General features: G+C 64.8%; 11 protein-coding genes. 6 read left to right on the plus strand and 5 right to left on the minus strand.

Features of this window, described 5'->3' with window-relative positions; all coding sequences use genetic code 11:
- Nucleotides 1-46: 46 nt before the first annotated feature.
- The 3 genes from HAP48_RS13205 to HAP48_RS13215 form a co-directional block, all read right to left on the minus strand.
- A complete protein-coding gene (locus HAP48_RS13205; protein ID WP_166213435.1) occupies nucleotides 47-703 on the minus strand; it encodes a glutathione S-transferase family protein in 657 nt (218 codons plus the stop codon).
- Nucleotides 703-1,872, minus strand: a complete 1,170-nt coding sequence (locus HAP48_RS13210) for an acyl-CoA dehydrogenase family protein (protein ID WP_166213434.1) — start codon at nucleotides 1,870-1,872, stop codon at nucleotides 703-705. Before HAP48_RS13210 ends, HAP48_RS13205 begins: the two co-directional genes overlap by 1 nt.
- Before the next feature lie 151 nt (nucleotides 1,873-2,023).
- Complete coding sequence (locus tag HAP48_RS13215; RefSeq protein WP_166213433.1) at nucleotides 2,024-3,160, minus strand: acyl-CoA dehydrogenase family protein; 1,137 nt, start codon at nucleotides 3,158-3,160, stop codon at nucleotides 2,024-2,026.
- Between the two features lie 215 nt (nucleotides 3,161-3,375).
- Between HAP48_RS13215 and HAP48_RS13220 the strand changes: the two genes are divergently transcribed.
- Nucleotides 3,376-4,917: an acyl-CoA synthetase gene (locus HAP48_RS13220; protein WP_166213432.1), complete on the plus strand. Its 1,542-nt coding sequence runs from the start codon at nucleotides 3,376-3,378 to the stop codon at nucleotides 4,915-4,917.
- A 127-nt stretch (nucleotides 4,918-5,044) separates the two neighbouring features.
- Entirely contained in the window at nucleotides 5,045-6,265 is a 1,221-nt protein-coding gene (locus HAP48_RS13225; RefSeq protein WP_166213431.1) for an ABC transporter substrate-binding protein, read from the plus strand.
- A 253-nt stretch (nucleotides 6,266-6,518) separates the two neighbouring features.
- Here the strand turns inward: HAP48_RS13225 and HAP48_RS13230 are convergent, their stop codons facing one another.
- Nucleotides 6,519-7,283, minus strand: a complete 765-nt coding sequence (locus HAP48_RS13230; RefSeq protein WP_166213430.1) for a helix-turn-helix domain-containing protein — start codon at nucleotides 7,281-7,283, stop codon at nucleotides 6,519-6,521.
- 253 nt (nucleotides 7,284-7,536) lie between these two features.
- Here HAP48_RS13230 and HAP48_RS13235 point away from each other — a divergent pair, with 253 nt between their 5' ends.
- The 3 genes from HAP48_RS13235 (at nucleotide 7,537) to HAP48_RS13245 (ending at nucleotide 12,956) form a co-directional block, all read left to right on the plus strand.
- Entirely contained in the window at nucleotides 7,537-9,756 is a 2,220-nt protein-coding gene (locus HAP48_RS13235; protein WP_420869896.1) for a marine proteobacterial sortase target protein, read from the plus strand.
- A gap of 218 nt (nucleotides 9,757-9,974) precedes the next feature.
- A complete protein-coding gene (locus tag HAP48_RS13240) occupies nucleotides 9,975-10,565 on the plus strand; it encodes a class GN sortase (protein ID WP_166213428.1) in 591 nt (196 codons plus the stop codon).
- A 168-nt stretch (nucleotides 10,566-10,733) separates the two neighbouring features.
- On the plus strand, nucleotides 10,734-12,956 hold the full coding sequence (locus HAP48_RS13245; RefSeq protein WP_166213427.1) for an acetate--CoA ligase family protein: 2,223 nt from the start codon (nucleotides 10,734-10,736) through the stop codon (nucleotides 12,954-12,956).
- A gap of 168 nt (nucleotides 12,957-13,124) precedes the next feature.
- Here HAP48_RS13245 and HAP48_RS13250 read toward each other — a convergent pair whose 3' ends face one another.
- A complete protein-coding gene (locus HAP48_RS13250; RefSeq protein WP_224497040.1) occupies nucleotides 13,125-13,874 on the minus strand; it encodes a S1 family peptidase in 750 nt (249 codons plus the stop codon).
- A 453-nt stretch (nucleotides 13,875-14,327) separates the two neighbouring features.
- Here HAP48_RS13250 and HAP48_RS13255 point away from each other — a divergent pair, with 453 nt between their 5' ends.
- Nucleotides 14,328-15,002, plus strand: coding sequence for a LuxR C-terminal-related transcriptional regulator (locus HAP48_RS13255; RefSeq protein WP_166213425.1), 675 nt, complete (start codon nucleotides 14,328-14,330; stop codon nucleotides 15,000-15,002).
- The last annotated feature ends 200 nt before the right edge of the window (nucleotides 15,003-15,202 follow it).

Below are 15,202 nucleotides of genomic sequence, written 5' to 3' on the forward strand. Positions count from 1 at the left end.
GTCATTCCGGGGCGATGCGACGCATTGCCCCGGAACGACGGGAAAGTTACGGCCGCGCGCGCGGCGCAACATTCTGTTCCTGCCCGGCTTTTTGTTCCGCCGCCACCGCGCGCTTGTAACCGTCGCGCTGCTGCAGCCGCGCCCAATAGGCCGCGACATTCGGCCCGAAATCCTTGGCAAGGCCGATATTGCCGGCGAGCCGGAGCGCATAGCCGTTGGCGATGTCGGCGGCGGTGAAGCGTTCCGCGCAGAGGAATTCCGAATTCGCCGCTGCCGCCTCGACCGCGCGCAGCCGACCGAGGAACCATTTTGCATAGTCGCCCGAGACCTGCGGGTTGCGCCGCTCCTCCGGTTCGAGCTGGCTGTAGCGGAGCACCAGTGTCTGCGGAAAGGTCAGCGTCGCGTCGGAGAAATACATCCAGTTCAGGAACGCGCCATAGGCCGGCTCGTCGGGACCTACGATCAGCGGCGTCGGGCCGTATTTGGTGCCGAGATAATGGCAGATGCCGGAGGACTCCGTCATCTTCGTCTCGCCATCGATCATGAACGGGATGGTGCCGAGCGGATTGATGCCGAGATATTCCTTGGCGAACACGCGCGGCGGGAACGGCAGCATCTTCAGCTCATAGGGAAGCCCGAGCTCCTCCAGCATCCACAGCGGACGGAACGAGCGCGCGGCGTCGCAGTGATACAGCGTGATCATCAGGCGTTTCCCTTTTGCTTGAGGCCCGGCAGCGTGCCCATCATCTTGCACAATACCATCAGCATCACCTCGTCGGCGCCGCCGCCGATCGAGGTCAGGCGGCTGTCGCGATAGGCGCGGCTGACCGGCGTCTCGTTGGTGAAGCCCATGCCACCCCAATATTGCAGGCAGGCATCGGTGAGCTCGCGGCCGAGCCGGCCGGCTTTCAGTTTCGCCATGGTCGCGAGCCTGGTGACGTCCTCGCCGGCCACCAGCGCCTCGCCGGCGCGGTAGATCAGCGAGCGCAGCAGTTCGACCTCGGTCTGCATCTCCGCGAGCTTGAAGTGCACCACTTGATTGTCGAGGATCGAGCCGCCGAACGCCTTGCGGTTGCGGGTGTAGTCGATGGTCTCGTTGATGATGTACTCATGCGCCTTCAGGCAGACCGCCGCGCCCCACAGCCGCTCCTCCTGGAACTGGATCATCTGGTAGGTGAAGCCCTGCCCCTCCTCGCCGATCCGATTGCGCTTCGGCACCCGGACATTGTCGAAGAATATCTGCGCGGTGTCGGACGAGCGCATACCGAGCTTGTCGAGCTTGCGCGCGACTTGCACACCCCTGGTCTTCATCGGAACGCAGATCAGCGACTTGTTGCGATGGACCGGGCCGTCGCTGGTGTTGGCGAGCAGGCAGATCCAGTCGGCCTGGGTGCCGTTGGTGATCCACATCTTGCCGCCATTGATGACGTAGTCGCCGCCGTCGGAGCGGGCATTGGTCTTGATCGAGGCGACGTCCGAGCCCGCGCCGGGCTCGGAGACGCCGATGCAGGCGACCTGGTCGCCCGCAATCGCCGGCGCCAGAAATTCGCGGCGCACCTCGTCGGAGCCGAACCGCGCCAGCGCCGGCGTCGCCATATCGGTCTGCACCCCGATCGCCATCGGCACGCCGCCGCAGGTGATGGCGCCGAGCTCCTCGGCCATCATCAGCGCGTAGGAATAATCCAGCCCCTGGCCGCCGAACTCGACCGGCTTGTTGAGGCCGAGGAAGCCGAGATTGCCGAGCTTCTTGAACAGCTCATGCGCCGGGAAGATATCGGCCTTCTCCCACTCGTCGACGTGGGGATTGATCTCGGCCGCGATGAATTTCTGCAAGGCCCGGCGCGGTTCGTCATGGTCGGCGGTGAAGAGCATGTTTCCTTGATCCTCGTCATTCCGGGGCGATGCGAAGCATCGAACCCGGAATCCATTTCACATCGAATCTGCCGCCCGATGGATTCCGGGCTCGCGCTCCGCGCGCCCTCAGGTGCGCAATTGCGCACCGGGGAATGACGGAGCAAATTCATCACAACCCCATCTGCCGGCTCGCGAGATCCTTCATGATCTCCTCGGTGCCGCCGCCGATGGCGTTGACCTTGACCTCGCGGTAGATGCGCTCGACCTTGACGCCGCGCATGAAGCCGGCGCCGCCGAAGATCTGCACCGCCTCGCTGGCGCAATGCGCCATGGTCTGGGTGGCCTGGTTCTTCATCATGCAAATCTCGGCGACCGGGCTTTCGCCCTGGCCGAGCCGCCATGCCAGCATCTCCAGCATCGCCTGCGAGGCCGCGACCTTCTGCGCCATGTCGACGATCTTGTGCCTGATCACCTGGTGCTGGGCGATCGGCTTGCCGAAGGTCTTGCGCTCCTTGGCATAGGCGATCGCCTCGTCGAGGCAGACCCGCGCATAGGCGGTGCAACTCGCCGCCATGCCCATGCGCTCACTGTTGAAGTTCTGCATGATGATCTTGAAGCCCTGGCCCTCCTCGCCGATCAAATTCTCGACCGGCACGCGGCATTCGTCGAAATGAAGTGTCGCGGTATCCGACGCCCACCAGCCCATCTTCTTCAGCCTGGTGCGGGAGAGGCCGGGCGTGCTGCCCTCGATCAGCAGCAGGCTGACGCCGCCCGGGCCTTCGCCGCCGGTGCGCACCGCGACCGTCAGATAGTCGGCGCGCATGCCCGAAGTGATGAAGGTCTTCTCGCCAGAGACGACGTAGTGGTCGCCGTCGCGCCGCGCCTTGGTTCGGAGGTTGGCGACATCGGAGCCGCCACTCGGCTCGGTGATCGCGAGCGCGGAGATCTTCTTGCCGGCGAGCACCTCCGGCAGCACCCGCGCCTTTACTTCTGGCCGCGCGGCGCGGGCGATCGGCGGCGAGCCGATGGTGTGGCTCATCAGACTCGAGGAGACGCCGCCGGCGCCGGCGCGCGCCAGCTCCTGCGAGGCCACGATCCTCATGAACTGGTCGGCGGCGATCCCGCCATATTCTTCCGGGAAACCGAGGCCGAGCAGCCCGATCTCGGATGCCTTGGCGTAGAGCTCGCGCGGAAACTCGCCCTCCTCGTCCCATTGATGGGCATAAGGCTCGATTTCCCTGGCAACAAAGCGCCGCATCACCTCGCGAAAGGCCTCATGCTCGCTGGTGTAGAACGGGTTTGCCATCCGCTTGCTCCGTTGATTCCCGCCTCCGACGATGTCCGGATTCTTCCCCGTTCACTTGCGTCGAGTGGCTGTCCGCCGGACCGGCTTTCCATCCCGGCACAAGCCAGCCAGTAAACGCAAGACAGTATCCCAATACGCCCCCTCCACTGCCAATTCATGGCATCAATCGAGCCAGGAACAGGCGGCGCAAGACTGCCGTTCCGGAGGAGGGAAATTTGCCGGTTCGTTACTACGACTGGATCGCGCATCATCGCCGGCGCACGCCGGACAAGATGGCGCTTGTCGATCTCGCAAGCAATCGCCGCTTCAGCTATGCGGAGCTCGACGCCCGGGTGTCGCGGCTCGCCGGCTATCTGCGCGACACCCTCAACGTCGCCGGCGGCGATCGCGTCGCGGTGCTGGCGCTGAACACGACGGATACGCTGGAGCTGCAGTTCGCCTGCTTCCGGATCGGCGCGATCTTCCTGCCGCTCAACACCCGCCTCACCGTTCCCGAGCTGCGCTACATCACCGGCGACGCCTCGCCGAAGGTGATGATCCATGACGACGATCTCGCCGCGACCGCGCTTGAGGTCGCCAAACTCTGCAATGTCGCTGCCACGGTGCGGCTCGGCCCCGGCAGCGCCTATGAGGCCGGCATTGCGGCGGCGAGGCCGCTCGAACGGTTCGAGGAGGTCATGCTCGATGACATCTCGACCATCATGTACACCTCGGGCACCACGGGCCAGCCCAAGGGCGCGATCATCACGCACGGGATGACGTTCTGGAATTGCGTCAATCTCGGCGGCCCCGCCTACATCTCGCCGGCCTCGGTGCTGCTCACGGTGCTGCCGCTGTTCCACACCGGCGGGCTGAATTGCTACACCAACCCGGTGCTGCATGCCGGCGGCACGGTGCTGATCATGCGCGCGTTCGACCCCGGCGAGGCGCTGAAGCTGATCTCTGATCCGGCGCAGGGCATCAATGTGTTTTTCGGCGTGCCCGCGATCTACCAGTTCATGGCGCAGCATCCGGCCTTCGCGTCAGCGGATTTCAGCCGCCTCGTCATTGGCGGCGTCGGCGGCGCGCCGATGCCGGTGCCGCTGCTCAAGACCTGGGAGGCGCGCGGCGTCGCGCTGCAACAGGGCTACGGCATGACCGAGACCTCGCCGGCGGTGATGGTGCTGGACCGCGAGGATGCCGCGCGCAAGGCGGGCTCATCCGGCAAGCCGGTGCTGCATACGGAAGTGCGAATCGTGCGGCCCGACGGCAGCGATGCCGCGGTCGGCGAGCTCGGCGAACTCTGGGTCAAGGGCCCGAACATCACGCCGGGCTACTGGAACCGGCCGGACGCCAACGCCTCCTCCTTCACCGACGGCTGGCTGCATACCGGCGACGCCACCCGGATCGACGAGGAAGGCTTCTACTACATCGTCGACCGCTGGAAGGACATGTACATCTCCGGCGGCGAGAACGTCTATCCGGCCGAGGTCGAGAGCGTGCTGCACCAGTTGGCGGCCGTTGCCGAGGCCGCCGTCATCGGCATCCCCAACGAGCAATGGGGCGAGGTCGGGATGGCCGTGATCGCGGTGAAACCCGGCCACTCGCTGACGCCGGCCGAGATCCACACGCATTGCCAGGCCAATCTGGCGCGGTTCAAGTGCCCGCGCCTGATCGAATTCATCGATGCCCTGCCGCGGAACGCGACAGGCAAAATTCATAAGCCGACGCTCCGGCAGCAATTCAGCCAGCCGAAGCCAACCGATACCGCGGCGTGATCTCGAGACGCGCGTGACGCGCTTATGATCTCGCCGTGACAACAATTGCCCCGTAGCCGTCTGCCGGGACCGGCTGCGGGTTCGTTGCGTAAGTCCCCAATCAAAATCAATCGAGGAAATTGTCTTTATGAGAACAACAAAATTGTCGCTGCTGGCCGCCGCCACGGCGCTCTGCCTGCTCTCCACCCAGGCCGCCTTTGCCCAAAAGAAGTATGACACCGGCGCCTCCGACACCGAGATCAAGATCGGCAATGTCGAGGCCTATAGCGGTCCCGCCTCGGCCTACGGCGTCATCGGCAAGACCGAAGAAGCCTACTTCAAGATGATCAACGATCAGGGCGGCATCAGCGGCCGCAAGATCAACTGGATCTCCTATGACGACGGCTACTCGCCGCCCAAGACGGTGGAGCAGATCCGCAAGCTGATCGAGAGCGACGAGGTGTTCCTGGTGTTCAACGCACTGGGCACGCCGACCCAGACCGCGGTGCAGAAGTATCACAACGCCAAGAAGGTGCCGCAGCTCTTCCTCGCCACCGGCGCCAGCAAGTGGAACGATCCGAAGGATTTCCCGTGGACGATGGGCTTCCAGCCGAGCTATCGCGTCGAGGCGCGGATCTTCGGCAAGTACATCCTGAAAGCCAAGCCGGACGCCAAGGTCGCAATCTTCTATGCCAATGACGATTTCGGCAAGGACTACCTGGTCGGCCTGAAGGAGGTCCTCGACAAGTCGTCAGTCAAGATCGTCGCCGAGGAAAGCTACGAGACCACCGAGCCGTCGATCGATTCCCACATCGTCAAGCTGAAGGACACCGGCGCCGACGTGTTCGTCAACATCTCGACGCCGAAATTCGCCGCACAGGCGATCAAGAAGATCGCCGAGCTCAACTGGAAGCCGATGCACGTGATGACCGACGTCTCGATTTCGATCGGCGCGGTCATGAAGCCCGCCGGGCTCGAAGCTTCGGAAGGCGTGCTGTCGGCCGGGTACCTCAAGGACGCGTCCGATCCGCAGTGGAAGAACGATGAAGGCATGAAGAAGTTCATGGCTTTCGCCGAGAAGTACCTGCCGGGCGCCAACCTGTCCGACGCCAATCTGGTCTATGGCTACGCCGCGGCGCAGACCATGGCGCAGGTGCTGAAGCAGGCCGGCGACAACCTGACGCGCGAGAACGTGATGAAGCAGGCCGCCAGCCTGAAGGACTTCACGCCCGACACCCTGATCCCCGGCATCCGGATCAACACCAGCGCGACCGACTTCGCCCCGGTCGAGCAGCTCAAGATGATGCAGTTCAAGAACGGGCAGTGGGAGCTGTTCGGCGATATCATCAGCGCGGAGACCGGCGGCTAACACCGCCCGCTCAACGAGCTGATGTCACAGTGTCGCGAAGCCGCCCATTCGGGCGGCTTCGTTGTTCTTGCGGAGTGATAGGCTGGATGAAATCCGGCAGGGCGATGCGCGCCCCTATCTCACCGTCACCCTGAGGAGCCGCGAAGCGGCGTCTCGAAGGGTCGACGGCCCCGCCGGTGGCCGTGCATCCTTCGAGGCTCGCAAGAGCTCGCACCTCAGGATGACGGGACTGACCATCGCACTCCTGTCGACGTTATCCAGGCAAAAAGATCGCAAACGGCTCATCGATCGTCCGGCGCAGATGCTCGCGATAGACGGCGTAGTTTGCATCGTCGGCCGACACCCGGCCGACGCTCGGCTTCGGCACGTTCTTCACCGGCAGAAATGCGATCGGCGCGGCGACCGGCGTCAGCAGCGAACCGCGGCCGGCGAGCAACGTCGTGATGATGCCGTACATCTCGCCGGAATTGCGCGGGCGCGAGACCGTGATCACGCGATGCTGGCCATGCCGGTTGGTCACGAGATAGACGAAGCCGGATTCATTGGGTACCGCCACCTCGCCATACTGGGTGTAGTCGGTGTCCTGCCGCTCGCCCTCGCGAAAGCCGAGCGATGACGCCGCGTCGTCCCAGGCGATCTCGGTGCGGTAGGCGTAGATCGCGCCCTTCTCACCGAACGACGGACGGACCGTGATGTAGGTGCCCTCGATCCGCGCCACCGAGCGGCGCGAATAGGATCCGAGGCTGTCGGGCGCGATCCCGCCATTGGCAGGCGCGACCACGCTGATCGCCTCCGGCAGCTTGCGCAAGGACACACCGAGCGCCTGCTCCAGCCGCACGGTGGTCGCCAGCGTGAACGGGCGGCGGCCGCCGAGCACCTTCTCCAGCGTCGAAAGGCTGAGCTTGGCCTGCTCGGCCAGTGTCTGCCGCGAGATGCGGCGGCGCGCGATTTCCTCGCGGATGGTCTCCGCGACCTGCTGGCTCTGCTCGGCGGAAAGCTGCTTGTCCGGCGTCGGCATCCTGATTCCTGCCCGATTCCCAATGAGTCTGGACAGTCTAGCAGACCGGACAATCCATCACAAAACCGCACAAACCCGCCTCGGCCGGCGGCGGGCCGCGCCGGACCACGGCCGATCATTGCCGATCATTCTGCTCGCGCCAAAACCGCCGTTCTCCATGATCGCGAGGCAGCGAAAGCCTCGCTCGGGAGTGACGAAAATGACGATTTACGATGCATGTGAGAGCAGCCCGCAGATCCGCCTGTCGCGTCGGATGCGCATTGTGCTGTTCTTTCTGGTGGAAGGTGTGGCCGCGCTGGTGATCGGCTTTGCGGCGCTGTTGGTGAGTTTCGATCCGGTGTGGTCGGCCGAGCTGCCGCAACAGGCGGTGCTGCGGCCGGGCGACGCGCGATCCGGCTCGCTGCTGTTCAAGACCGACGACGGCTATGCCGATGCAACGCGGCTCGGCATCGATGTCGACCTCACGGTGTCGGGCGCGACCGTCCGCGCCCGCGTCACCCAGATCTTCCGCAACCCGACCAAGGACTGGGTCGAAGCGACCTATGTCTATCCGCTACCGGCGGGCGGCGCGGTCGACACGCTGAAGATGGTGGTCGGCGACCGTATCGTGGTCGGCGACATCAAGGAGCGGCAGCAGGCCCGCGCGATATACGAGCAGGCCAAGCAGAATGGCCAGAAAGCCGCGCTCACCGAGCAGGAGCGGCCGAACATCTTCACCAACTCGGTCGCCAATATCGGTCCCGGCGAAACCGTGCTGGTGCAGATCGAATATCAGGAGCCGGTGCAGCAGAACGGCAACGAATTCGCGCTGCGGGTGCCGATGGTGGTCGGCCCCCGCTACAATCCGCGTCCCGTGGTGCAGAGCGTCGACCTCCGCGCCGATGGCAATGGCTGGGGCGCTACCTCGACCGATCCGGTGCCGGACCGCGACCGTATCGCGCGCGAGGTGCTCGATCCCGCCGAGAACGCGCCGGTCAATCCGACCAACATCACCGTGCATCTGAACGCCGGCTTTGCGCTCGGCGAGGTTAAGAGCCACTTCCACCAGGTCAAGATCGCGAGCCCCGACAGCACAACACGCATCGTCAAGCTCGCCGAGAGCCCGGTGCCGGCCGATCGCGATTTCGAGCTGACCTGGAAGCCGGCCGTCGAGAAGGCACCGTCGGTCGGGCTGTTCCGCGAGCATGTCGGCAATTCCGACTATCTGCTGGCCTTCGTCACCCCGCCTTCGGTCGAGCAGGCGCAACAAAAGCAGCTCGCCCGCGAAGTGATCTTCGTGATCGACAATTCCGGCTCGATGGGCGGCACCTCGATGATCCAGGCCAAAGCAAGCCTCATCTACGCACTCGGCCGCCTGCAACCGAGCGACCGCTTCAACGTGATCCGGTTCGACGACACGATGGACGTGCTGTTTCCTGCGCCGGTCGCCGCCAACAGCGCCAATATCGGCAACGCGACGTCGTTCGTCAGCGCGCTGCAGGCTCGCGGCGGCACCGAGATGGTGCCAGCGATGCGCGCCGCGCTATCGGACACCAACCATGACGACGCCAACCACGTCCGCCAGGTCGTGTTCCTGACCGACGGCGCGATCGGCAACGAGCAGCAATTGTTCGAGACCATCAGCGCGCTGCGCGGCCGCTCGCGGGTGTTCATGGTCGGCATCGGCTCGGCGCCGAACACCTATCTGATGACGCGCGCCGCCGAACTCGGCCGCGGCACCTTCACCCATATCGGCTCGGTTGAGCAGGTCGACGAGCGCATGCGCGGCCTGTTCGCCAAGCTGGAGAATCCCGCGGTGACGAATCTCGCCGCGAAATTCTCCGACGCGACCGCCGACCTGACGCCGACGGCACTCCCCGACGTCTATCGCGACGAACCGCTGGTGCTGGCCGCAAAGCTCGACAAGCTCGCCGGCTCGATCGAGATCAAGGGCCGCATCGGCGACCGTCCGTGGAGCGTGACGCTGCCGCTGGCCGGCGCCGCCGAAGGCAAGGGCCTGTCAAAACTGTGGGCGCGCCGCAAGATCGCGGATGCCGAGGTCGCGCGCACCACGCGCCAGGAGAGCCCTGAGGATGCCGACAAGACCATCCTTGCGCTGGCGCTGGAGCATCAGCTCGTCACCCGGCTGACCAGCCTCGTTGCGGTCGACAAGACACCGAGCCGCCCCGATGGCGAGCCGCTCAAACTCTCCGAGCTGCCGCTCAACCTGCCTGCCGGCTGGGATTTCGCAAAGGTGTTCGGCGAGCGTCCGCGCCTGCCGGCCGCGCCGACCGAACGCCGCGCCGACGCGGGCGACGGCAAGGTGCAACTCGCTGTGCTGAAGCGGTCACCGGTCGCGACGCAAGGTCCCGGCACCATCCAGTTGCCGAAGACGGCAACCGATGCAGAGCTGAAGATGATCGCAGGTGTGATCCTGCTCACGATCAGCTTTCTCCTTCTGGTGTTCAACCGGCGTCAGACGTCGCCCCAATGACGTCGGATGAAAGGAGGAGGTGCCCCCCGACCTCCTCCTTCAAGAGCGCGCGCGGCCTTCCACCCGTCCCCCAGGGGCCGCGCGCGCCACTTCTTCTTCGAGTGTCATTCCGGGGCGATGCGCAGCATCGAACTACGGTGCGCACTTGCGCACCTGAGAATCTCGAGATTCCGGGTTCGTCCTTCGGACGCCCCGGAATGACTGCGCAAGGCTCAACAATGCCCCGCTTCCTTCTCCCCCTCGCCTTCGCCCTCATCGGCCTGATCCTGTTCGGCCAGGGCGCCTATATCCACGCCAAGGCGCTGCTTGCGCAGGTGCTGCTGGAGCGCGCATTCACACAAAGCATCACGACCGGCCAGCCGGTGAAGCCATGGAGCTGGGCCGATACCTGGCCGGTTGCCCGGATCGAGGTGAAGCGCCTGCACGCTTCCGCGATCGTGCTGGCCGGCAGCAGCGGCCAGGCGCTGGCATTCGGTCCCGGCCATGTCGAACAGACCGTCGATGCCGGCGAGCCGGGCGTTGCGGTCTATTCCGCGCACCGCGACACCCATTTCCGTTTTCTCAGGGATGTCGCAATCGGTGACGAGATCGACGTGACGCGGAGCGACGGCAAGACATTTCGCTACCGAGCCGACCGCAGCTCGGTCGTCCGCTTCGATCAATCCGGCATCGATCCGTTCACCGGTCGCCATGAGCTGGTGCTGTCGACCTGCTGGCCGTTCGACGCGCTGACATCGGGCCCCGAGCGCTATCTGCTGCACGCGACCCTGATCGAACCGGATTCGACCCCGCTCGAACGGGGTTCCTGATCCGCACGAATTTTGCGTATGCCGGGATATCGCATGCGATGCTCTGACTTGCGCCAGCGTGAGTTGCCACCCTTGTCCATCAGCCATAAAAGGAGCGAAGAACGACGAGCTGCGGCGACCGACCGTTGGCCAGAGGAAATCAACGATAACAAGGATAGGGCAGGCCCAATGGAAGCTCTCGCAAGCGCCGCATTTCATACCTCCCACAAATGGGCGCCGCCCGCTGATGCCAGCGACATCGTCAAGAGCATCCACGCGATGCTGCATCCGCGCAACATCGTGCTGGTCGGCGCTACCGACAAGCCCGGCAACTACGCCGAACGGATCTGGAACAATCTGGTCAAGTACGGATATGCCGGGGGCCTGTTTCCGATCAACGCCAAGCGGGAAGCGATCTGGGGCGTCACCTGCTACAAGGATTTTGCCAGCCTTCCCGAAAAGCCCGATCATGTGCTGGTGCTAGTGCCGGCCCGGTTTGCCGTGCAGGTGATCCGCGACGCGGCCGCGGCCGGCGCGCGCTCGGCGACCATCGTCACCTCCGGCTTCAGCGAGCTGCAGGATGAGGAGAGCCAGCGGCTAGCGGTCGAGCTGAAACAGGCGATCAAGGAGACCGGGCTTGCCGTCACCGGCCCGAACTGCCTCGGCAATCTCAGCGCCGGCGAAAACCTGTTCACCAATATCGACGACCGCATCGTCACCATGGAGCAGGGCGCAGTGGCGATCGCCGGACAATCCGGCGCGATCGTGATGGCGATCCGCCAGGCGCTGGAGGATCGCGGTGTCGGCGTCGGCTACATGGTCACGACAGGCAACGAATCCGGCCTCGAGACGCCGGACCTGATGAGCTATTTCGCCGCCGATCCGAGCATCCGCGTCATCGTGGTCTATCTCGAAGGCGTCAGGAACACCAAAGTGTTTCGCGACGCCTGCAAGGCGGCCCGCGCCGCCGGCAAGCCGGTGATCGCGCTCAAGCTCGGCGCCTCCGAAGGCGGCCGCGCCGCCGCGATGGCGCATACCGGCGCGCTCGCCGGCTCGATCGAGACCTTCGATGCGATCTCGACCCGCGAAGGCGTGATCCGCGTGCGCGGGCTGGATGAATTGATCGAGACCACTGAGTGCTTCGTCCACGCCGACCCGCCGAAGGGCAACCGCCTTGCGGCGGTGTCGCTGTCGGGCGGCAAGCGCGGGCTCTTGATCGACGCGTTCTATTCCGCCGGGCTGAATTTTGCGCCGCTGAGCGAGAGCGCATCGGAGCAGCTGGCGAAGATGCTCGGGCCCGGCAGCATCGTCGGCAACCCGCTCGACGCCGGCTTCGCCGCGGTGGTCGATCCCTCCGTCTACATGAAGTCGATCAAGATCATGATCGACGATCCAGACACCGACATCGTCATCATCGATGCCGAGCTGCCGAAGGCGCCGCACGAGCTGCGCGAGCGCAATCTGCGCATCGTCAACGACATGGCGGCCCAGGCCAACAAGCCGGTGATCTATATCAGCGCGATGTCGATCGGCTTCACCGAATTCACCAAGGGACTGCGCAAGTCGCTGCCCGATATCGCGGTGATGCAGGGCCTCGACCGTGCGGTCGGCGCGATCAAGTCGCTGATCGAATATGCAGGTCTGCGCAAGGAGGTGCCCGACATCGCCTCAAGCTCGAAGCCGTCCGCGCGCGCGGTGCTGGAGAAGACGCTGAAGGCGGCCAATGGCGCTGCCGCGCTCGACGAGGTTGCCTCGAAGAAGCTGCTCAAGGCCTATGGCATCCCGATCTCCAAGGAAGAGGTCGCGCAGACCGCAGCCGAAGCGGTGAAGATCGCCAAGTCGATCGGCTTTCCGGTGGTCGCCAAGGTGGTCAGCCCCGACATCCTGCACAAGTCGGATATCGGCGGCGTGGTGCTGAACCTCGCCAATGCGGCCGAGGTGAAGAAGGCGTTCAACGACATCACCGCGCGGGTGAAGAAGCTGAAGGGTAAGCCGAAGCTCGAGGGCATCCTGATCGCGCAGCAGGTCAAGGCCGACCTCGAGCTCGTGGTCGGTGCCTCGCTCGACGCCGAGATGGGTCCCGTGGTGCTGTTCGGCACCGGCGGCGTCGATATCGAGCTGATGAAGGACGTCGCCCTGGCCGGCGCACCGCTCGATGCCGCCGAGGCGAAGGAGCTGATCGCGAAGACCAAGGCTGGCGTCAAGCTGAAGGGCTATCGCGGCAAGCCCGCGCTGCACGAGCCGTCGGCGGTGAAGGCGCTGGTCGGGCTCTCCAACCTGATGGCGGATGCCAATGGCCGCATCGCCTCGATCGACGTCAACCCGTTCCTGATCAACAGCAAGCTCGGCGTCGCCGTCGACGGACTGATCGTGCTAAACAACGCCGCCGCCAACAAGGCGGCGGGGCATTAGGATTCGGCGCACAGCCAATCCATCACCGTCACCCTGAGGAGGCCGCGAAGCGGCCGTCTCGAAGGGCGACGGCCCGGCTCTGGGCCGTGCATCCTTCGAGACGCGCTACGCGCTCCTCAGGATGACGGATCTACGCAGCAGCGCGTGTGGCTCGATCAGGGAGCCGCGCTAAAAGCTCGCGCCCCATTGCCGCGCGGTCTGCATCACCCAGTCGCGATACAGCGTCAGCGGCGTGACGCCGGTAATGCCGCCGCAGCCGGCGGTGCCGTTCGGGCCGGTGGACCAGCTCACCACGCCGACGATCGCAGGCCCGCCTGGCTTGTCCTCGAACACCGGCGCACCGGAATCGCCGGTGCAGGCGCCGAGCCCGTCGCGCACGCCCTGCCCGACCGGATCGACCAGACGGATCTGCAGCGTGCCGGGCTTGCCGCTCGCGATCAGGCCGGCGACACGAGTGCTGCCGCCGCTCTTGCCGTCGCCGCGCACCGCGACGCCGACGCCCGCGATGGTGAAACGGCCGCCGACCTGGATCGGAATGTTGGGCATGCCGAGCGCGGCCGGCGCCCTGCCTGCGACAGGCAGAGCGAGCTGCAGCAGCGCGACATCGGCGGTCGCGACATGATTGGTCATCGCCTGCATCCGAAAGGCTGGATGGATCACAACCGTCCTGACGTCCTGCAGCTTCGGCTGCCGGTCTGCGCCATACTCGACGATCTTGTAATCGGCGCCGGGCTGCACGCAATGCGCCGCGGTCAGCACCACTTTTGGCGCGATCAGCGCACCGGTGCAGAAATTGCCGCGCGAGCCAACGATCGTGACGACGGCGCGCGCCACGCCGTCGGTCGACGGCGCGCCGCCACCGACGATGGCGAACGCGGGAGCTGCCATCAACAGGGTCAGAAAGGCTGTCGCTCGCATCAGGCTCGTCATGGAATCCAATCGATCTGCATCAGAATTAAGCGTATCCGGAACGTGGCATTGCGTCGCTCGCACTTCGCCTCGGAGAACACGCAATCTTGTACAGAGCATCCGGCCCTGCACGCGTCAATTGTCTAAATATCTAGGCGTCGATCACTACGGCGTTGAAGTCGCCGCCGGATTCCTGCACGCGTCATCACATGCACGTGCTCCGCATCCGCCGTCTTGTCGCGATATGCAACACTTCGGATCACGTCGCGCGATCCGGACGACGCTCGAATGTGAACTGAGTCTCTTGATCATGCGCGCATCGCGGACGTAGTTTCCACCCGACAATGAAATAATACAACCTCTGGCAGCATGCCGCATTTACCTTCATGACTTTCTGGATGCCGGTGCCGTTGACTTTCATACGGCGCTCCATCCGCCATTTCGTTAAGTTCGAGGATAATGATGAGGATCGCGGTCGTCACGCCGATCAGGCTGTTCAGCGAGGGGCTCATCTCGAGCTTCCAGAACCACGCCGAATTTGCGATCGAGACGGCGGTGCCCGATCTCGCCGGCCTGCGCCAAACACTCGAATCAAGCAGTGTGAATGTCATCCTGATCGACGTCACGCAGGGCATCGATCTCGACGAAGTGCGCGTGATTGCGAGCGCGCATGCGGAAGTCGCCCTGGTGGCGCTCGGCCTCAACGAAGACCGGCGCGAGGTGGTTCGCTGCGGCCGTGCCGGATTCAGCGGCTACATTTCCCGGAACGCCAGCTTCGATGAGCTCTGCCGCGCGCTGTCGGACGTCGCCTCGGGGCGGCTCGCCTGCAGCGCCGAGATTTCCGGCGGCCTGCTGCGCGCGCTGTTTTGCATGGAGCGTCAGACGGATACGATCGATGCGGATCAGGGCCTGACGCGTCGCGAGGGCGAGGTTCTCAAGCTGATTGGACAGGGCATGTCCAACAAAGAGATCGCGCGCGATCTCAATCTCAGTCTTGCGACTGTCAAGCATCACGTCCACCACGTGCTCCAGAAGCTCGGCCTGCCCCGCCGGGCGCTGGCGATGCGGCGCGTGCGCGAGGCGCCGTGGATCGCATCATCGGCGCCAGCGCCCGATCGGCGCCGCGAACTCGGTTGATCCCGCTATCCTGAATTCCGTGTCCGACCGACCGCGGCGCGTCACGCTTCAGCGCGACGATGCGGCGCGTCACGCCGCATACGCGCGCGTCGCGCCATGAGATCGATCCCGGCTAAATCCTTTGATCGATCATTCGGCCCACGCGATTGATCTCATGGATCGATCGGACCCCATCACCGGCTCGATCCTTTCTGATCCAC

It is taken from the genome of Bradyrhizobium septentrionale (assembly GCF_011516645.4).
In the GTDB taxonomy this organism is placed as follows: domain Bacteria; phylum Pseudomonadota; class Alphaproteobacteria; order Rhizobiales; family Xanthobacteraceae; genus Bradyrhizobium; species Bradyrhizobium septentrionale.